This window comes from Mycobacterium sp. ABE4_509 (assembly GCF_056160785.1).
This window is the reverse complement of record NZ_JBSWXU010000048.1, coordinates 1-18,242: the sequence shown is the minus strand read 5'-3', so window position 1 is coordinate 18,242 and position 18,242 is coordinate 1. Positions and strand designations below refer to the sequence as shown.

The window sequence follows — 18,242 nt, the reverse complement described above, 5'->3', positions numbered from 1 at the left end:
ATTTCCCCTAGAAGCAGCGTCGCAGACCGCCGGGCTCACAGTAGAGCGGGTAGCGCTGGACGGGGATCGGCAACGGCTCGGCGAACGACAGCGTGAAGGGCGTGGTGATGATGCCCGGAGCCAGCCCGCAGTCCGCGTTGTGCGCGACCTTTCGGGTGCCCGACATGGTGACGTCGTCGAACTCGTAGGTCTCCACGGTCGGGGCCCAACTGCCGTCGGGGCACTGCATGCCCTTCTTCTGCGGTGTGGTGAAACTCCACCGGCCGCTGACCAGCCGGGCGTCGCCGCCGACCAGCCCGTAGGACCCCTGCACGTGCAGCCGGCATCCGACCGGGAGGTACAGCGGTTCACGCAGATCACCGACGACCGGCACGCAGGACGGATAGATGGTCCACGTGCCGCCCTCCCCCTCGGCCGGCGTGTAGTTGAACACACCCTCCATGACATCGGCGGCCTGCGCGGACGGGGCGAAACCCACCGCTGAGCCCGCCGCGACAGCGACGCTCAGGGCGGCCGCGGCAGCCGCTTGCAGGATCCTCACGTTCTCTCCCTTCGGCCCGACGCATGGTAAGACAGGTAGACCGAAGTATTTCAGTCGTGGGTAGACAAAGTCACGGGTTTGTCGCCGGCGGCCGGCGGTGGGTTGGTTCCCGAGACGAACGGGTAGCCCGCAGCAGGCTCGAGTCCCCGGGGTGATGCAGATGGCGAGATCGGCGGTGTCGACCGCTGTGCTCGCCGTCCTCGCTCTCGTGGCGGCGCCGACGGGCTGTTCCACCGGCCAGCGGGTCGATCTGGGTCCGGGCGCCGAGGGCGGGGTGATCGCCGCGATCGCCGGTGAACCCGATCAACTGGACCCGCACAAGACCACCGCGTATTTCTCCTTCGAGGTGCTGGAGAACATCTTCGACACCCTGGTCCAACCCGACGAGAACCTCGAGATGCAGCCCGCGCTGGCCGAGTCGTGGGAGGTCAGCGACGACCAACTGACGTGGACGTTTCATCTGCGCCCCGGAGTGACGTTCCATGACGGCACCCCGCTGACCGCCGACGACGTGGTGTTCTCCTACAACCGGATCATCGACGAAGAGCTGGCCAACGTCGACAAGTTCAGTGCGGTCACCGCCGTCGAGGCTCCGGATCCGCAGACCGTCGTCATCCGCGTCGAGCGCCCGGTGCCGAACATGCTCACCAATCTCGGCGGCTTCAAGGGCATGGCGATCGTGTCCCGGGAGAACGTCGAGAGCGGCCAGATCGCCACCAACCCGGTCGGCACCGGACCGTTCTCGTTCGTCGACCAGCGCAGCGGCGACTCGATCACCCTGGCGGCCTATCCGGACTACTGGGGCGGCGCCCCGGAGATCTCCGGGCTGCGGTTCCGGTTCATCTCCGAACCGTCGACCGCGCTGTCGGCGTTGCAGGCCGGTGAGATCGACTGGACCGATTCGATTCCCCCGCAGCGGGTTGCACAGCTGCGCAACGACGAGTCGATCACGCTGGCCGTGGAACCGAGCAACGACTACTGGTATCTGGCGCTCAACGAGGCCCGTGAACCGTGGAACGACGTGCGGGTACGGCAGGCCATCGCCTACGCCATCGACCGCGCCTCCATCGTGGCGGCGACCAGCTACGGCACCGCGGCACAGAACCAGCTCGCCATCCCCGAGGGCAACCCGTGGTACGTCCCCTACGACCGGTACGAATCCGGCGGCAGCCAAGAGGGTTTGGACCGTGCCCGAGAATTGCTCGACGAGGCCGGCGCCAGCCCGCAGAACCTGGACATGCTGGTGACCACCGACTATCCGGAGACGGTGACGGCCGCCCAGATCATCGCCGACAACCTCGCCGATCTGGGCATCACCGTCGACATCCGCACCGTCGATTTCGCCACCTGGCTCGACGAACAGAACAACGGCAACTTCGACATGCTGATGATGGGCTGGCTGGGCAACATCGACCCCGACGACTTCTACTACGCCCAGCACCACACCGACGGGACCAGCAACGCGCAGAAGTTCTCCAACGCCGAGGTCGACCGGCTGTTGGACGCCGGGCGCGTCGAAACCGACCGGCAGGCCCGGTTCGACGACTACGAGCAGGCGGCGACGTTGATCGCCGACGAGGTCAGCTACATCTACCTGTACAACCCGTCGGTCATTCAGGCCTGGAACCCCGAGCTGGAGGGCTACCACGCCCGTCGCGACGGTGCGGTGCGGTTCGCCGACGCCCACTGGGCGCAGGACGGTGAGGCCTGAGCATGGCTGCCGCAACGGTGTTCACCCATCCCATCACCCGGTTCGTCGCCCGGCGGCTGGTGTATTCGGCGGTGGTGCTGCTCGGGGTGGCGGTGGTGGTGTTCGCGCTGGTGCACCTGGTTCCCGGCGATCCGGTGCGCATCGCGTTGGGCACCCGCTACACCCCGGAGGCCTATGAGGCGCTGCGGTCGGCCAGCGGGCTCGACCGGCCGCTGGTGAGCCAGTTCTTCGGGTTCGTCGGTTCGGCGATCACCGGGGATCTGGGGGTGAGCTTCCGCAACGGGGATCCGGTGACGGTGACGTTGATGGAACGGCTTCCCGCGACCATCTCCCTGGGCCTGGCCGGAATCGTCATCGCACTGTTGATCGCGCTGCCGGCCGGGATCTACTCGGCGCTGCGGGAGGGCAAGGCCAGCGACGCGATCATCCGGGTGAGTAGCCAGTTCGGGGTCTCGGTGCCCGACTTCTGGATGGCGATCCTGCTGATCGCGCTGTTCTCCACGACGCTGGGCTGGCTGCCCACCTCGGGCTACCGGCCGCTGTTCGAGGATCCGGCGGGTTGGCTGCGCCACATCGTGCTGCCCGCGCTGACGGTGGGCCTGGTGGCCGGCGCCATCATGACCCGGTATGTGCGCTCGGCGGTGCTGGAGGTGGCGGCGATGGGCTATGTCCGGACCGCCCGCTCCAAGGGGCTCTCGCCGCGGGTGGTGACGTTCCGGCACACCGTGCGCAACGCGCTGGTGCCGATCCTGACGATCACCGGGATCCAGCTCGCCACGATCCTGAGCGGGGTGATCGTGGTCGAAGTGGTGTTCGCCTGGCCGGGGCTGGGGCGTCTGGTCTACAACGCCGTGGCCGCCCGGGACTATCCGTTGATCCAGGGCGCGGTGCTGCTGATCGCGGCGCTGTTCCTGCTCATCAACCTCGTCGTCGACGTGCTCTACGCGGTGGTGGACCCGAGGATCCGGCTCGCATGACCACACGAGATGACACCCGGGTCTCGTCGCTGACGCTGTTGGCCCGCAATCCGATCACGCTGGTCAGCGCGGTGGTGCTGGCGGTCGTCGCCGTCATCGCGGTCTTCGCGCAGGCGTTGATTCCCTACGGGATCAACGACGTCGACGTCCCCAACGCTCTGCAGGCCCCCAACGGCACACACTGGCTGGGCACCGACGAGTTGGGCCGCGACGTGTTGTCCCGGGTCCTGGTCGCCGTGCAGGCGTCGATGCGGATCGCGGTGATCAGCGTGGCGCTGGCGCTGGTGGTCGGGGTGGCCATCGGCGTGGTGGCCGGCTACCGGGGCGGCTGGCTGGACACCGCGCTGATGCGTGTCGTGGACGTGATGTTCGCGTTCCCGGTGCTGCTGCTGGCGCTGGCGGTGGTGGCGATCCTGGGGCCGGGGGTGACCACCACGATCCTGGCGATCGGGATCGTCTACACGCCGATCTTCGCCCGGGTGGCCCGGGCCAGCACGCTGGGTGTGCGTACCGAACCGTATGTGCAGATGTCGCGTGCGATGGGCACCGGCGACGGCTACATCCTGCGACGCCACATCCTGCCCAACATCTCCGGACCGCTGATCGTGCAGACGTCGCTGTCGCTGGCGTTCGCCATCCTGTCCGAGGCGGCGCTGTCGTTCCTCGGGCTGGGAATCCAGCCGCCGGAGCCGTCGCTGGGCCGGATGATCTTCGACTCGCAGGGTTTCGTGACCATGGCGTGGTGGATGGCGGTGTTCCCGGGTGCGGCGATCTTCGTGATCGTCCTGGCGTTCAACATGTTCGGCGACGGGCTGCGCGACGTGCTCGATCCCAAGCAGCGCACCACCGCCGAGGCACGCAGGAGGGACCGATGAGCGAACAACCGGTGCTCGGCGTCGCCGACCTCGGGGTGCGCATCGGCGCGCGCACGATCGTCGACGCGGTGTCCTTCGATGTGCACCGCGACCACACACTCGGCATCGTCGGCGAATCGGGTTCCGGGAAGTCGATGACGGTGCTGGCCGCCACGGGTCTGCTGGACGCCCCCGGTGCGCGGGTCTCGGGATCCTCGACGCTGGCCGGCGGCTCGTCGGCGATCCAGCTGGTGGGCGCGTCACCGAAGGTGTTGCGCGCGGTGCACGGTGCGCGGATCGGGTTCGTCTTCCAGGACCCGGGGACGTCGCTGAACCCGCTGCTCACCCTGGAGCGCCAGATCACCGAATCCCTGGAGACACACCGGGACATGACGCGCCGGGCCGCGACCGAGCGCGCCACCGAACTGCTCGAAGCGGTCGGCCTGCCCGATCCCGCGACACGCCTGCACGCCTATCCCCATCAGCTCTCGGGCGGGCAGAAGCAGCGCGTCATGATCGCGATCGCGCTCGCCTGCGACCCCGAGGTGCTGATCGCCGATGAGCCGACCACCGCCCTGGATGTGACGACGCAGGCTCAGATCATCGACCTGGTGCGTGATCTGCAGCGGGACTTCGGAACAGCGGTGGTGTGGATCAGTCACGACCTCGGGGTCGTCGGCCAGGTGGCCGACGACGTGACGGTGCTGCGCGACGGCCGGACCGTCGAGCAGGCGCCGATCCTGACGGTGTTCAACTCCCCCCGCGACGACTACACCCGCGACCTGTTGGCCGCCCGGCCCGTGCTGGACACCTCCGGTCCGCCGGCGGTGAGCGGGGCCGAGCCGCTGCTGACCGTCGAGGGGCTCGACGTCCGTTTCACGGTGTCCACACCGGTGGGGCGCTCGACGGTGCATGCCGTTCGCGATGTGTCGTTCTCGGTCCGGCGCGGCGCCACGCTGGGGCTGGTCGGCGAGTCCGGTTCGGGTAAGTCGACGGTGGCCGCCGCGCTGACCGGGCTGGCCAGCCCGCACAGCGGGACCGCGACATTGGCCGGCACCGATGTGTTCGGCGCCAAGGGATCCGCGGCCAAGGCGTTGCGCCGCCGGATCGGCCTGGTTTTTCAGGATCCGTTCGCATCGCTGAATCCCCGTGCACGGGTGGATGGTTCGATCGCCGAGCCGCTGCTGGTGCACAAGCTGGTCGACGGCAAGCAGGCCCGGCGCCACCGGGTGGCCGAGTTGCTGGACCTGGTGGGGCTGCCAGGCGAGTTCGCCCAGCGCTACCCGCATGAGCTCTCGGGTGGTCAGCGCCAACGGGTGAGCATCGCCCGCGCTCTGGCCGCCGAACCGGAGTTGCTCATCCTCGACGAGGCGACAGCGTCGCTGGATGTGTCGGTCCAGGCGCGGGTCCTGGAGCTGCTCGCCCGGCTGCAGCAGGAGTTGGGTCTGAGCTATCTGTTCATCGGGCACGATCTGGCGGTGATCCGACAGGTCAGCCATGACGTGCTGGTGATGCGCGACGGCGCGGCGGTGGAGTACCGGCCGGCCGACGAGTTGTTCGCCGAGCCCGAACAGCAGTACACCCGGGATCTGTTGGCGGCGGTGCCGCCGGTGACCCCGCGCGCCGCGGTCTGACCGTCCGACCGGCCGTGAGAAGGTCATGGACATGGGTCAGTTGAGCGGAAAGGTCGCGCTGGTCACCGGCGCGTCAGCGGGTCTGGGTGCGGCGACGGCGCGGTTGTTCGCACAGCGGGGTGCGCAGGTGTTCGGTGTCGCCCGGGATGCGGAGCGGATGGGTGAGGTCTTCGCCGACGTGCCCGGCGGCGCGTTTGCGGCGGTGGACATCACCTCGCCGCAGGCGTGCGCCCAGGCGGTGGCCGAGTGCGTGGACCGTTTCGGGCGTCTCGACGTGCTGGCCAACGTGGCGGGTTTTCACCAGATGCGGCACTCGACGACGATGACCGACGACGACTGGGATCGCGATCTGGCGGTCAATCTCAACGGCCCGTTCTACCTGTGCCGGGCCGCGCTGCCGCACCTGCTGGAGAGCGCGGGCAACATCGTCAACGTGTCGTCCATCGCGGGGGTGGAGGGCGAGGTGTACTCGGCGGGCTACTGCGCGGCCAAGCACGGATTGATCGGGCTGACCCGTGCGCTGGCGGTGGAGTTCACCAAGGAACGGCTACGGGTCAACGCGATCTGCCCCGGCGGCATGCCGACCGCGCAGACCACCGAGTTCCAGGCGCCGGAGAATGCGGACTGGGACCTGATCATGCGGATCGCCTCCCCGCGCGGATTCATGGACACCGTCGACGTGGCGAAGACGATCGCGTTTCTGGCCAGTGATGACGCGGCGGCCGTCCACGGCGCGGTCTACCGGGTGGACAACGGCAAGGGCGCGGGCTGATCTAGACGGGTACGGCCGCCATGGTGATGTCGACGGTGCCCTGGCATGCGCCGCTGGCGATTTCGGTGTGCCAGCGCCCGCTCAGTGAGCCGTCGGACTGCGGTGTGTAGGCGACCTGCGAGCTCGCCGGGTTCCACTCGATGGAACCGTCGGGCATCAGGCAGTTCCACTGGAAGTCGTTGTCCTGGGTGTAGGCCGCGCCGGTCCAGGTGAACTCCACCGGTTGCGGGACAGTGGGATTGCGCGGTGCGGGGCCGGCGACGATGGTGGCCACACACTGCCCGCCCGTGCAACTGGTGTCGAAGGTGTAGTTGTCGCTGTAGCGGGCCTCGGGCTGGGTGGCCGCCATGCTGGTGCCGGTCTTCTGGTCGACGAAGAACGTCACCGTGTAGGTGCCTTCCCAGGTCGGGACGCCACCGGCCTGCGCGGCTGGTGCCAGCCCGAGCGCGGCGGCAGCGGCGACCGATGCGGCTGTGGCCGCCCAGTGTTTGCGCGACATGTCGACTCCCCGTGTTGTGCGTCGTTTCCCCTACTTATCCGCACCACTGAGATCAGTGTTACAGAAGTTGCCCCCGAGGATGGCTGTTTTACATACATGGGGAAAGAAAGCGCCGGATCATCTCGCGTTCGGCGCCGGGATCCGTCACCGGCCAGAACAGCAGCGACAGCACCGCGCGGACGATCCACTGCGCAGCCAGCGGGTCGTCGTCGATGCCGGTGAGCTCCGCCGCCAACGCGACGGGCAACGCCGATCCCCCGATCCACTGCAGCACCCCCGCATCCCGCATCGAGTGCAGCAGCGCCTGCCCGAGTGGGTCAGCCCGGATCCGTTCCAGCGCCACTTCGACGGCGCTGACCACACGCTCGGGGCCGGACAACTCACGAACGGCGTCCCGCACCGCCGCCACGACGCGCTCGGCCTCCCGGGCCAGCACGGCGTCGCGGATCTGCGTCTTACCCCCGACGTGCCGGTAGATGGTCGCCCGCGAGCAGTGCACCCGGGCCTGCAACGCCGCCATGTCGAAGCCGTCGATGCCCTCGCGTGCGATCAGCTCGGTCGCCGCCGCGTAGATCCGGTCGGCGGCTGCGCCGTGCCGGTCACCGACCAGCCAGTCGTCTCGCGCCATCGCCACTCCCCGAGAATCTTTCGCCTGATGATCTCATGGTGAGACATATCACGTCGAATATCTCAGTGTTCGTGCTGGCCCTGCGGCCGGGGTGAGACGACGGTCCGGCACGCCTGCACACTGCGGTTTTCGACTTGCACCAGGGGCGTTGACGGCCGTGGTCCGCCGCATCCAGCCTGGGAGGGTGAGCGTGCAGGAGAGCGAACTCGGGCTGGCGTTGTTCGCCGAGGAGTTCATCCAGGATCCCTATCCGCTGTATGCGCGGATGCTGGCGTCGGCACCGGTGCACCGCATCGGGGACTCGGGTTTCTACGCCGTGTGCGGGTGGGACGCGGTCAACGAGGCCGTGGCCCGGCCGGCGGACTTCTCGTCGAATCTGACCGGCACGATGGTCTATCAGCCCGACGGGTCGGTGGGGCTGTTCCCGATGGACGACCTCGGCGGCCCCACCCAGGTTCTGGCGATCGCCGACGATCCCATCCATGCGGTGCACCGCAGGAAGCTGGTACCCCAGTTGGCGGCCAGGCGCATTCGCGCACTCGAGGACTTCGTCACCATGTCCATCGCGCGGCTCTGGCACGAGGAACGGGGCGACGGCGGGATCGAGTGGATGTCGGCGATCGCCAACCGGCTTCCGATGCTGGTGGTGTGCCGGCTGCTCGGCGTGCCGGATGCGGATGCCGAGCAACTGGCCGCGTGGGGATATGCCAGCACCCAGCTGCTGGAGGGCCTGGTCAGCCCCGAACAGTTGGCCGGCGCCGGGGCGGCGGCGATGCAGCTGGCCGGGTATGTGGCCGAGAAATTCGACCAGCATTCGACCGGCCCGCACGACACCCTGATGGGCGCTCTCGCGAGTGAATGCGCGGCCGGCGAGCTGGATTCCATGACGGCGCAGATGATGATGATCACGCTGTTCGGCGCCGGGGGCGAGTCCACCGCGTCGCTGATCGGTTCGGCGACAGCCGTTCTCGCGACCCGCCCGCAACTCCAGCGCCGGCTGCGCACCGACACCGCGCTGATCCCCGACTTCCTCGAGGAGGTACTGCGGTTCGAATCACCGTTCCGCGGCCACTACCGCCACGTGCTGCGCGACTGCACGCTCGCCGGCCGGCACCTGCCCGAAGGGTCGCGCCTGATCCTGCTGTGGGGCGCGGCCAACCGGGACCCGGAGCATTTCGACTCACCCGACGAGTTCCGGCTCGACCGGCCGAACCGCAAGGGCCACCTCGCCTTCGGCAAGGGTGCGCACTTCTGCGTCGGTGCGGCGCTGGCGCGCATGGAGGCCAGGATCGTGCTGGAGCACCTGCTGGCGAACACTGCGTGGTTCGAGGCCGCCACGGCACGCTGGCTGCCCAGCCTGCTGGTGCGACGGCTGGAGAGCCTGCCACTGCAGGTCCGATAGCGCCCACCTGCCGCACGCCTTCTGTCTGCGGCGCTGTAGGCGAGATCGACACCACGGTCGCCGCCGAGCGACATAACCAGCCACCCCCCAGCCTCGGTGTCGATCTCGCCTCCAGGGCCCTGATGTGGGGTGCTCCGGTCCAGCGAGCGCCGTCGCTCAGAGCTTGAAGCGGCCCGCGAAGCCCCGCAGCGGCAGGTCGGCGCTGGTGAGAAGTCCTGGGGGTGCGGCGACGACGGACTTGATCGCGTTGAGCGCCGGCATCCCGGTCACCGTCATCCCGATCGAGGCGAAGCTCGCCGGGTCGGACAGGTCGACGCCCGGCTTCGGGAAGATCATGTGCTTGTTGTAGATGTTGGGGTCGCCCTTGATCTGGGTGATGTAGCAGCCCTTGATGTCCCAGCTCGGGTCGGTGTGCGGGGTCATCTGCCACTCCAGGTGGGTCTCGACCCGCGGGACGCCGTCGACCATGCCCTGGTAGCGGATGTAGTTGCCGCCCAGTGAACCCTTGGGCAATGTGTACCAACCGAGGTCGACGTCCTTGGTGCACGCGCCGAGCTCGTAGCTGAACGTCACCTCGTCGAGGGTCAGACCGAAACAGTCGGCCATCATCAGCACGCTGTCGGCGAACACCCGGGTGTATTTCTCCAGCTTGCCCGGGATCTCCGGATCGTCGACTGGCCGGCCGTAACCCACCTCGATCCAGGTGTCCTTGGAGTGATGGCAGGACACATCCACCGATTCGATCGTGGTGACGTTCTCGATGTCGGCCACATCGGCCGAGCACACCACCCCGAGGATCTGGTTGACTCCCGGGTTCATCCCGGTGCCGTAGAAGGTGGCGCCACCCTTCTCGCAGGCTTCGGCGAGCAGCTGGGTCACCGGCTTGCCGGAGTGGTGGGGATGGTTGGTGTCGCGGTGCCACCCGGTGATCCAGTCCGCGGTGGTGACGATGTCGATGCCGGCCTCGAGGATTCGCACGTAGAGGTCCTCGTCGGGGAAGACCCCGTGGAAGGTCAGCACATCGGGTTCGGCGGCGATAATCTCCTCGATCGTGCCGGTCGCGGTGACCCCGTTGGGGGCGATACCGGCGAGTTCACCGGCATCCCTGCCGATCTTGTCCGGCGAGTAGCAGTGCACACCGACGAGTTCGAGGTCGGGCTGGGTGGCGATGCGTTTGATCATCTCGGAACCGACATTGCCGGTCGCCACCTGGAAGACTTTGATCTGCTGGGTCATTCGGGAAGCCTTTCTCCGGTGGTCAGTGTGATCGGGCGGCCAGTTCGGCGGCGCTTCCGCCCTGACCGTCGGGATAGAACTTCATCGCCCATCGGCGGATGGCGGTGAAACCCTGCTGTTCCGAGCCGGCCAGTGCCGGTGGATCGGAGTAGCGCTGATGCGCCCAGATGTGGATGTCCTGGGTGAACTGGCGGATCACTTCCTCGCCGAAGGTTCTGGCCTTGACCTCCGAGCGGGCCGGGTCGCGGCCCTGCTGGTCGGCGGGCCGGCCGATGTAGACCATGAAGCGCACGTCGGAGGTCGACTCGTCGACCGGTGTGATCGCCGAGATGGTGCGGTTGTCGACCATCCCCCAGCTCTTGGTCACCGCGATCCCGAGCCCGCCGTTGATCGCTTCGACACCGCTGTTGACGTCCTCGATCTTCTGGCCGTCGTCGCCTTCGAAGGTGATGGTGAAGTCCACATAGGACACCGGTTCGTCGAAGTCGTGGCGGGTGAACACCGGCACGATCGGGGTGTTGTGCACGAACTTGAAGTGCGCGAAGTCGACCCCGTTCTCGAGCACGTACTGCGGGTGCATCTCCAGGCCCTGCCGGAACAGCCGCTGCTGCGGGTAGTAGTCGGCGGCGCTGGTGCCGTCGGCGAAGCTGGCGAACACGTCCGGAGCGTCGAAGAAGGGCTCGCGGTTGTCGATGTCGTGCCAGATGTAGACCGACTCGTTGCGCTCGACGACCGGGTAGGTCGTGATGCGCCGTCCCCGGTTGGGGCGGTCCTCGTAGGGAATGCACACGTTGCGGCCCTGCTGATTCCACTGCCAGCCGTGGAACGGGCACTGCAGCAGCTCGCCGCGGACCGTCCCGCCGAAGCCCAGGTGCGCGCCGAGGTGCTCGCAGTAGGCGTTCATCACCGTAAGCTGCCCGGACTCGGCGCGCCAGGCGACCATCTCCTGGTCGAAGTACTTCATGGTGTGCACGTCGCCGATCCCGATCTCGTCCGACCAGGCGACCTGGAACCATCCGGTCGGCTTCATCGACAAGGGCGGCTTGGCCATCGACTGTCCCTTCACGGATCGGCGTCGGGTGAATGGTAGAACACTCGATGAAAGAAACATAGTGGGTTCTACGAAACCTGGAACCGGCTATCCTGCCAGGATGACCGAGGTCGCGGCGTCCGCACAGCGAACCACTCGCCGCGCCAATCGCCGCGGCCAGGCAACTCGGGAGAACATGCTCACCGCGGCGTTGCGGTCGCTGGCTTCCGGGGAGCCGGGGTCGGTGTCGGCCAACCGCATCGCCAAGGACATCGGTGCCACCTGGGGAGCGGTGCAGTACCAGTTCGGCGATGCCGACGGGTTCTGGGCCGCGGTGCTGCACCGGACCGCGCAGCGGCGCGCCGACCTGTTCACCGAGCTGGATCGGCAGGCACCGCTTCGAGTTCGGGTGGCCGCCATCGTCGACACCCTCTACGACGGCCTGGCCCAGCCGGATTCGCGGGCGATCGAGAACCTGCGCGCGGCGCTGCCCCGTGAGCACGCCGAGTTGGAGCGGTTGTATCCGCAGACCGCCGCCGAGCTGCACTCCTGGGGCCGGTCGTGGTTGGAGACGTGCCAGAACGCATTCGCCGGCCTAGACATCGACCCCGAGCGGCTGCGCGAGGTCGCCACACTCATCCCCGGCGCGATGCGCGGACTCGTCTCGGAGCGCCAGCTCGGCTCCTATGCCGACCTCGACGTGGCCCGCCGCGGCCTGACCAACGCGCTGGTGGCCTACCTGCAGGCACCTGAAACCGACGAGTGAGGTCGACCGTGGACATCTTCGAACAGTGGGTCAGTGGGGCGACGTCGTTCACCTGGACGTCGACGACGGCGGCCAACAACGGCGCCGAGGTCGAGGTGTTCACCCGGCGCTGGGGTACGCCCGGCGCCCCCGCGCTGGTCTGTGTGCACGGCTTCCCGACCTCGAGCATCGACTACTACGCACTGGCATGTGCGCTCGGCGACGAGTTCGAACTGTTCGTGGTGGACTTTCCCGGCTACGGGCTCTCGGACAAGCCGCCGGCGCCGTATGTGTACTCGCTCTACGACGACGCCCGGCTACTCGTGGCCGCGATCACCGCGCACTGGCAGCTCGAGGACTACCGGATGGTGACCCACGACCGGGGCAGCAGCATCGGCATGATCGCGCTGGGCATGCTGGCCGACGGTGCCGGGCCGCTCCCGTCCGAGGTGTTCGTGACCAACGCCAACATCTTTCTGCCGCTGGCCAACCTCACGGCGTTCCAGGTGGCCCTGCTCGACGACTCGACCGGGCGCGGCACCGCCGCGGCCACCACCCCGGAGTTGCTGGCCGCCGGGCTCGGCGCCACCACCTTCATGCCGCGCCGCGACCTCAATGACCCCGAGATCGCCGCTTTGGCCAGGTGTTTCGCACACAACGACGGCCCTGCGGTGCTGCCGGACACGGTTCGCTACCTCCACGAACGCGCCGCCGACGAGACCACCTGGCTCGAGCGGCTGTCCGGGATCGAGGTCGACACCACGCTGATCTGGGGTCTGCACGACGGCGTCGCCCCACTGCGGGTGGCCAACCATGTGTGGCAGGCCTACCTGCGGCCCAAACCGGGCCGCAACCGCTACTGGGTGGTGCCGGGCGCCGACCACTACGTGCAGTGCGACGCACCCGGTGAGCTGGCCCAGATCATCCGGCTGACCGCGGCCGGCGACGCGCTGGACCTGCAGACCCTCGGGGACCGCCCGGATGGTGCGGTGTTGGTGGACCGGTCAGGCGACGATCGCTGACGGCGCGGAGTCGTCGATTCCGACCGCGTCGAAGGCTGTCCGGATCGCCTGCAGCTGAGCAGGTGTGAAGCCCTGCAGGTGTGCGGTGTCGAGCACGGCTTCGCGGCCGTTGGTGAAATCCGCCGCTTCGCCGAGCCGGAACAGCGAGTGGTAGAAGACCGTGGCCCACTGCTCGTCGGTGATCTCCGCGGTCGCGGCGTCGGTCATCATCAGGTAGACGGCGTGGCTGAAGATGGTGCTGTTGATGTGTTCACCGCCGTCGTCTCCAGGTCCGGTGTAGCGGCTCACATAGTGGTCACGGTAGGGCCCGAAGCTCGTCGTGACCGAGCCGGGGTTGGCGAGGTTGCGCACGATCCCGTAGTCGGAATCCTCACCGATCAGCCATCGATCGGCACCGGACTTTCCTTCGACCAGCAACCCGAGGATGTCCGCGAAAGCCTCGTTGAGCGCCCCCGACTCACCGTAGTCGAGCACCGAACCGCCATCACCCACAACGTAACTGACCACCGCGTGGGTGAATTCGTGTGCCACGACGTCGAGCGCTGCCTGCAGGTAGCCGCTGTTGCCGTAGGCGAACTGCTGGCGGGTGGGATCCCAGAATGCGTTGGCGTAGCCGGCCGAGAACAGAAGGTTCACCGGGCTGTACCGGATGCTGGTCCGGACCACCGCGCCTTCGCCGTCGAACGAGTTGCGGCTCAGGATATCCCGATAGTAGTCGTAGACCACCGCGGTGTTGGCGTGCGCAGACACCGCACCGGAGTTCCAGCCGGACCAGCCCGGCTGCACGATACTTCCGGGCAGCAACGGACCGCCCAGGCCGAACCAGGAATACGTGGTGCTGTAGGTCTTGATGTTGCGGGTGCTGTCGAACATCGTGTAGGTGGGGAAGAAGAATCCGCCGCGATCGACGTTGATGGTGCGTGGGTCGCCCAGCCGGTCGACGGCGATGCCGGTGACGCTGTAGCCGTGCATCGGAGAACTGGTGACGAGCACGACGCCGGCGTCCTCGCCGTCGGCGTCGATCACATAGGTCACGCTCGACGGTGAGAGGTCTCCGGTGTCGGGGAACCGCACCTCGGTCCGCCAGGCCAGCGCCGGTTCGACGTGCTCGTCGAGCGCGTACACGACGAGGGTGCTGACGACGGTGTTCTGCGCCAGGAACTCGGCCAGCGCGTCCGCGTCGGCGCCGGCGCCCAGGTAGGCGGCCCCGGCCGCCAACCCGACCTCGCCGGCCTCGTCCAGCGCGGCGTCGGGGGCGACGTCGAAGTCGTCGCCCACACCCACGTAGTTGTCGAACAGGCCCGTCACCGCACCCGACGCGTCGGTCACCAGGATGATGTCGCTGCCGAGAACGCTGACACCGCCGACGGTTTCGGAGTACCGGTAGAAGTTCTCCGCGGTGGCGCCGTCCCCCGCCCGGTCAACCCTGATCAGGTCCGCGCTGGCGAAACCCGGTGCGGCGCCCAGCGCCGGTGCCAGCGCGTTGAGCACCAGCGCCGCGTCGGTCGCATCGGTGACCAACCTGCCGGTGGGACCGTCCCACTCGGCGAGGCTGGACGTCGCCGGTTCGACCGGTGCCCGCTCGATGGTGATGACGACTTCGGTGGGCCGGGAGAGCCCGAACAGGCCGAGCAGGCCGTGCACGTGGAACGGGTTGCCGGGACGGTCATCGACGGCGACGGTGAATTGGTCGGCCCGGCCCGCCACAGTCGGAACGTAGGCGAATTCACCTGTCGCGTCGACGACGACGCTGCCGTGGTTCGGCTGAGCGATGACGGTGTAGGTCAGCGACGCGTCGTCGTAGTCGACCGCGTTGAGGTTGCCGGTGGTCACACCCAGCGGGCCCGGTCCCGAGATCGTGGGAGCGGCAGTCGGTCGCTGGTTGTTGATCAGGTACTGGGTCTGCCGCACCGCCAACCACACCGACTCCAGCAGCCCGGACACCGGCGCCGCGGGGATCGGCAGTCCGCCGGCCGGCGGTCGCAACCCCACCCAGGTCAGCAGATCGCTGACGACGCTGCCGGCGGTGACCGGTCGAGTGGCGGCGCGGCTGGGTGTCGGGGAGACCGGCTCGGCTTCGTCACCGGCAACTTCGGGATCGGCAGCGTCCTCCGCGGCAGCGGAGATCTCTGAGATCTCGTCGGCGCCGGAAACCACGGCGCCGACGGCGTCCCCGGCTTCGTCGGTGAGATCGTCGTCGATGACTTCGTCGTCAATGCCTTCGTCGTCAATGCCTTCGTCGTCGAGCGCTTCGTCGTCGAGCGCTTCGTCGTCCTCGTCGGCACCGCCCTCCCGGTCCTCCACGCGCGCGCCGCCACCCGCATCGTCGTCGGATTCCTCGGAATCGGCGCTGTCCTCCGACGAGTCGGCGTCGGAGGATTCGGTCGCCGATGTGCCGCCGGACTGCGTGGTGGCCCCGGACGGCTCGGCGGGCGTCTTCGGTGCGGCCGCGGCGACCCCCTCGGCCACGACGGGGCTCAACCCGACCCAGGCCAGCAGAACCGCAGCCGAGAGCCATCGCGCCGCATGGACCGGCGCACCTCGGTGAACACCGTTGACCACGCCTGACCCCCAACTGTTGACGTCGACGCCCCGGCAAAGCGGGCGCGACGGGCTGTGGTGCAGGAACATACTCCGGTCAGCAAACTTGCGGGGCGTATCTGGCGGATTCCGCACCGGCGCGTCACCTACGGTGGAGTCATGCGATACCTCGACGTACCCGGAGTCGGACAGATCAGCAGGATCGGTCTGGGCACCTGGCAGTTCGGATCCCGCGAGTGGGGCTACGGCGACACCTACGCCTCCGGTGCGGCACGCGAGATCGTCGCGCGTGCCAGGGCGCTGGGGGTGACGCTGTTCGACACCGCCGAGATCTACGGATTCGGCAAGAGCGAGCGCATCCTGGGAGAGGCGCTCGGTGACGAACGCGCCGACGTGGCCGTGGCCAGCAAGGTCTTCCCGGTCGCCCCGTTTCCGCCGGTGATCAAGCAGCGCGCCCGCGCCAGCGCCGAGCGCCTGCAGCTGGACCGTATTCCGCTCTACCAGGTGCATCAGCCCAACCCGGTGGTCCCCGACTCGGTGATCATGCCCGGCATGCGTGAGCTGCTCGACACCGGCGTGATCGGCGCCGCGGGGGTGTCGAACTACTCGCTGCAGCGCTGGCGCAAGGCCGACGCAGCGCTTTGCCGGCCGGTTGTCAGCAACCAGGTGCATTTTTCGCTGGCGCATCCGGGTGCGCTCGACGACCTGGTGCCGTTCGCCGAACGGGAGAACCGCGTGGTGATCGCCTACAGCCCGCTGGCGCAGGGACTGCTGGGCGGAAAGTACGGCGTGCACAACCGCCCCGGCGGGGTCCGGGCGGCCAATCCGTTGTTCGCCACCGAGAACCTGCGCCGGATCGAACCGCTGCTGGACACCCTGCGCGACGTCGCCGCCGACGTCGGCGCCGAGCCGGCCCAGGTGGCGCTGGCGTGGCTGATCTCGCTTCCCCAGGTGGTCGCCATTCCCGGGGCCTCGTCGGTCGAGCAGCTCGAGTTCAACGTCGCCGCCGCCGACATCGAACTCAGCGACCAGGCGCGCGGCGCGCTCACCGTCGCGGCCCGCGCGTTCACCCCGGCACCGATCAGCCGGGTGATCACCGATGCGGTCAAGGAGAAGCTCGGCCGCGGGTGAGCACGCTCTAACCTGGACCCGTGCCTCTGGTCCTGGGCCCCATCCTGCGCCATGTCAGCGACACCACCGCAACCGTCTGGGTACAGACCGACGCGCCCGCTGTGGTGGAAGTGCTGGGGTGTCGCGCGCGCACGTTCGAGGTGCGCGGCTACCACTACGCGCTGGTGGTCGTGCAGGGTCTCGAGCCGGACACGGTCACGCCCTACCGGGTGCTGCTCGACGGTGACCAGGTCTGGCCGGAGCTCGATTCGGCTTTTCCGGCCTGCGTGATCAAGACGCGCGGTCCGCGCACCACCGACCGGCTGCGGGTGGTCTTCGGGTCCTGCCGCTACCCCAAGACCGGTGACGAGCAGCTCGACTGCAAGCTCGGTCACGACGCCCTGGACTGCTATGCCACCCGGCTGACCGAGCTGCCGATCGAGGCGTGGCCGGATGCGCTGCTGCTGCTCGGGGACCAGGTCTACGCCGACGAGCTGACCCCCGATGCCCGCCGCCACATGGCCGGTCACCGCCGCCGGTTGCACGGACGTCCCCCCGACGAGGTGGTCTCCTTCGACGAGTACGAGTGTCTGTACCGGCACACCTGGGGCGACCCGGAGATCCGGTGGATCATGTCGACGGTGCCGACCGCGATGATCTTCGACGACCACGACATCCGAGACGACTGGAACACCTCGGCGGCGTGGCGCGCCGAGGTCAACCGGAAGCCGTGGTGGCGTGATCGGATCCGGGCCGGCCTCGCGTCGTACTGGGTTTATCAACACCTGGGAAACCTCAGCCCCGAGGAGCTGGCCGCCGACGACGACTACCGGGCGGTGCTCGCCGGCGACGGTGACCGCTGGGCGCATCTTGTCGAGCTCGCCGACCGCGCCGATGCCGAGGTCAAGGGGCGCAAGGCGATCCGGTTCAGTTTCCGCTGGGATCTCGGCCGCAACCGGCTGGTCGTGGTGGATTCCCGCAACGCCCGGATGCTTGACAGCGGCGATCGAAAGATGCTGGACGACGACGAGTTCGACTGGGTGGCCGCGCAGGTGTGCGACGGGCTGGAATCGCTGGACCATGTGCTGATCGGGACCTCACTGCCCTGGCTGCTGCCGCCGGCGCTCGCCGACCTGCAGTCGGTCAACGAGCTCTCCGCCGACCGCGGCGGGCTGCGGGGCCGGTTGGCCGAGCAGTTGCGCCAGGCCGCCGACCTGGAGCACTGGCCGGCGTTCCTGCATTCATTCCTGCGGCTGAGCAACCTGATCGGCGACGCCGCGCAGCAATCGTCGCCCGGGCCGGCCACGGTGTCGGTGCTCTCCGGCGACGTGCACCACAGTTACGTGGCGCGTGCCGAATTCGGTGGTGCGCCAGGCGCTCCGGTACACCAGCTGGTGTGCTCGCCGGTGCACAACTACGTACCCGGTTTCCTCAAGCCGCTGCTGAAGCTGAGTTGGTCACCGCGCCTGGCCGGCGCGACCGGGCGCTGGGCGCGCCGGCACGGGGCGCCGGCCCTGCCGATGACGTGGCACAACCGCGG

The 18,242-nt window shown here is 68.4% G+C and carries 16 protein-coding genes; 10 read left to right on the top strand and 6 right to left on the bottom strand.

Annotated features, from left to right (window positions below):
* Positions 1 to 7 precede the first annotated feature (7 nt).
* On the bottom strand, positions 8 to 541 hold the full coding sequence (locus ACXAID_RS12765) for a hypothetical protein (protein WP_475022587.1): 534 nt from the start codon (positions 539 to 541) through the stop codon (positions 8 to 10).
* A gap of 160 nt (positions 542 to 701) precedes the next feature.
* Here ACXAID_RS12765 and ACXAID_RS12760 point away from each other — a divergent pair, with 160 nt between their 5' ends.
* From ACXAID_RS12760 to ACXAID_RS12740, 5 genes are read left to right on the top strand one after another with little or no spacing between them, the layout of a single operon-like run.
* The gene (locus ACXAID_RS12760) at positions 702 to 2,252 is read left to right on the top strand and encodes an ABC transporter substrate-binding protein (RefSeq protein ID WP_475022586.1); all 1,551 of its coding nucleotides are present in this window, start codon (positions 702 to 704) and stop codon (positions 2,250 to 2,252) included.
* A gap of 2 nt (positions 2,253 to 2,254) precedes the next feature.
* Positions 2,255 to 3,229: an ABC transporter permease gene (locus ACXAID_RS12755; RefSeq protein ID WP_475022585.1), complete on the top strand. Its 975-nt coding sequence runs from the start codon at positions 2,255 to 2,257 to the stop codon at positions 3,227 to 3,229.
* Complete coding sequence (locus tag ACXAID_RS12750; RefSeq protein ID WP_475022584.1) at positions 3,226 to 4,104, top strand: ABC transporter permease; 879 nt, start codon at positions 3,226 to 3,228, stop codon at positions 4,102 to 4,104. Before ACXAID_RS12755 ends, ACXAID_RS12750 begins: the two co-directional genes overlap by 4 nt.
* Positions 4,101 to 5,717 (top strand): ABC transporter ATP-binding protein, encoded by a 1,617-nt coding sequence (locus tag ACXAID_RS12745; protein ID WP_475022583.1) that lies wholly within the window; start codon positions 4,101 to 4,103, stop codon positions 5,715 to 5,717. Before ACXAID_RS12750 ends, ACXAID_RS12745 begins: the two co-directional genes overlap by 4 nt.
* 31 nt (positions 5,718 to 5,748) lie before the next feature.
* Positions 5,749 to 6,489: an SDR family NAD(P)-dependent oxidoreductase gene (locus ACXAID_RS12740; protein ID WP_475022582.1), complete on the top strand. Its 741-nt coding sequence runs from the start codon at positions 5,749 to 5,751 to the stop codon at positions 6,487 to 6,489.
* Position 6,490: 1 nt separating this feature from the next.
* On the opposite strand, the gene ACXAID_RS12735 is transcribed toward ACXAID_RS12740, so the two are convergent.
* Both ACXAID_RS12735 and ACXAID_RS12730 read right to left on the bottom strand, forming a co-directional pair.
* The gene (locus tag ACXAID_RS12735; protein WP_475022581.1) at positions 6,491 to 6,988 is read right to left on the bottom strand and encodes an Rv2253 family sensor-like surface protein; all 498 of its coding nucleotides are present in this window, start codon (positions 6,986 to 6,988) and stop codon (positions 6,491 to 6,493) included.
* A gap of 88 nt (positions 6,989 to 7,076) precedes the next feature.
* Positions 7,077 to 7,616, bottom strand: a complete 540-nt coding sequence (locus ACXAID_RS12730) for a TetR/AcrR family transcriptional regulator (protein WP_475022580.1) — start codon at positions 7,614 to 7,616, stop codon at positions 7,077 to 7,079.
* 184 nt (positions 7,617 to 7,800) lie between these two features.
* Here ACXAID_RS12730 and ACXAID_RS12725 point away from each other — a divergent pair, with 184 nt between their 5' ends.
* On the top strand, positions 7,801 to 9,018 hold the full coding sequence (locus tag ACXAID_RS12725; protein ID WP_475022579.1) for a cytochrome P450: 1,218 nt from the start codon (positions 7,801 to 7,803) through the stop codon (positions 9,016 to 9,018).
* A gap of 156 nt (positions 9,019 to 9,174) precedes the next feature.
* Here ACXAID_RS12725 and ACXAID_RS12720 read toward each other — a convergent pair whose 3' ends face one another.
* Both ACXAID_RS12720 and ACXAID_RS12715 read right to left on the bottom strand, forming a co-directional pair.
* Complete coding sequence (locus ACXAID_RS12720) at positions 9,175 to 10,254, bottom strand: NAD(P)H-dependent amine dehydrogenase family protein (RefSeq protein WP_475022578.1); 1,080 nt, start codon at positions 10,252 to 10,254, stop codon at positions 9,175 to 9,177.
* A 22-nt stretch (positions 10,255 to 10,276) separates the two neighbouring features.
* Entirely contained in the window at positions 10,277 to 11,305 is a 1,029-nt protein-coding gene (locus tag ACXAID_RS12715) for a Rieske 2Fe-2S domain-containing protein (RefSeq protein ID WP_475022577.1), read from the bottom strand.
* Between the two features lie 100 nt (positions 11,306 to 11,405).
* Between ACXAID_RS12715 and ACXAID_RS12710 the strand changes: the two genes are divergently transcribed.
* Positions 11,406 to 12,050 (top strand): TetR/AcrR family transcriptional regulator, encoded by a 645-nt coding sequence (locus tag ACXAID_RS12710; RefSeq protein ID WP_475022576.1) that lies wholly within the window; start codon positions 11,406 to 11,408, stop codon positions 12,048 to 12,050.
* Positions 12,051 to 12,058: 8 nt separating this feature from the next.
* Positions 12,059 to 13,051: an alpha/beta fold hydrolase gene (locus tag ACXAID_RS12705; RefSeq protein WP_475022575.1), complete on the top strand. Its 993-nt coding sequence runs from the start codon at positions 12,059 to 12,061 to the stop codon at positions 13,049 to 13,051.
* Here ACXAID_RS12705 and ACXAID_RS12700 read toward each other — a convergent pair.
* Positions 13,034 to 15,532, bottom strand: coding sequence for a M4 family metallopeptidase (locus tag ACXAID_RS12700; RefSeq protein WP_475022574.1), 2,499 nt, complete (start codon positions 15,530 to 15,532; stop codon positions 13,034 to 13,036). The genes ACXAID_RS12705 and ACXAID_RS12700 overlap by 18 nt on opposite strands.
* Before the next feature lie 219 nt (positions 15,533 to 15,751).
* Between ACXAID_RS12700 and ACXAID_RS12695 the strand changes: the two genes are divergently transcribed.
* Both ACXAID_RS12695 and ACXAID_RS12690 read left to right on the top strand, forming a co-directional pair.
* The gene (locus ACXAID_RS12695) at positions 15,752 to 16,723 is read left to right on the top strand and encodes an aldo/keto reductase (protein WP_475022573.1); all 972 of its coding nucleotides are present in this window, start codon (positions 15,752 to 15,754) and stop codon (positions 16,721 to 16,723) included.
* A 20-nt stretch (positions 16,724 to 16,743) separates the two neighbouring features.
* Positions 16,744 to 18,242, top strand: a 1,499-nt coding sequence (locus ACXAID_RS12690; RefSeq protein ID WP_475022572.1) for an alkaline phosphatase D family protein, incomplete at its 3' end; no start/stop codon positions are given.

Coding starts and splice junctions, on each gene's coding strand:
- ACXAID_RS12755 (WP_475022585.1), top strand. CDS start 2,255: ATGGCTGCCGCAACGGTGTTCACCCATCCCATCACCCGGTTCGTCGCC.
- ACXAID_RS12745 (WP_475022583.1), top strand. CDS start 4,101: ATGAGCGAACAACCGGTGCTCGGCGTCGCCGACCTCGGGGTGCGCATC.
- ACXAID_RS12695 (WP_475022573.1), top strand. CDS start 15,752: ATGCGATACCTCGACGTACCCGGAGTCGGACAGATCAGCAGGATCGGT.
- ACXAID_RS12720 (WP_475022578.1), bottom strand. CDS start 10,254: ATGACCCAGCAGATCAAAGTCTTCCAGGTGGCGACCGGCAATGTCGGT.
- ACXAID_RS12740 (WP_475022582.1), top strand. CDS start 5,749: ATGGGTCAGTTGAGCGGAAAGGTCGCGCTGGTCACCGGCGCGTCAGCG.
- ACXAID_RS12730 (WP_475022580.1), bottom strand. CDS start 7,616: ATGGCGCGAGACGACTGGCTGGTCGGTGACCGGCACGGCGCAGCCGCC.
- ACXAID_RS12710 (WP_475022576.1), top strand. CDS start 11,406: ATGACCGAGGTCGCGGCGTCCGCACAGCGAACCACTCGCCGCGCCAAT.
- ACXAID_RS12760 (WP_475022586.1), top strand. CDS start 702: ATGGCGAGATCGGCGGTGTCGACCGCTGTGCTCGCCGTCCTCGCTCTC.
- ACXAID_RS12750 (WP_475022584.1), top strand. CDS start 3,226: ATGACCACACGAGATGACACCCGGGTCTCGTCGCTGACGCTGTTGGCC.
- ACXAID_RS12715 (WP_475022577.1), bottom strand. CDS start 11,305: ATGGCCAAGCCGCCCTTGTCGATGAAGCCGACCGGATGGTTCCAGGTC.
- ACXAID_RS12735 (WP_475022581.1), bottom strand. CDS start 6,988: ATGTCGCGCAAACACTGGGCGGCCACAGCCGCATCGGTCGCCGCTGCC.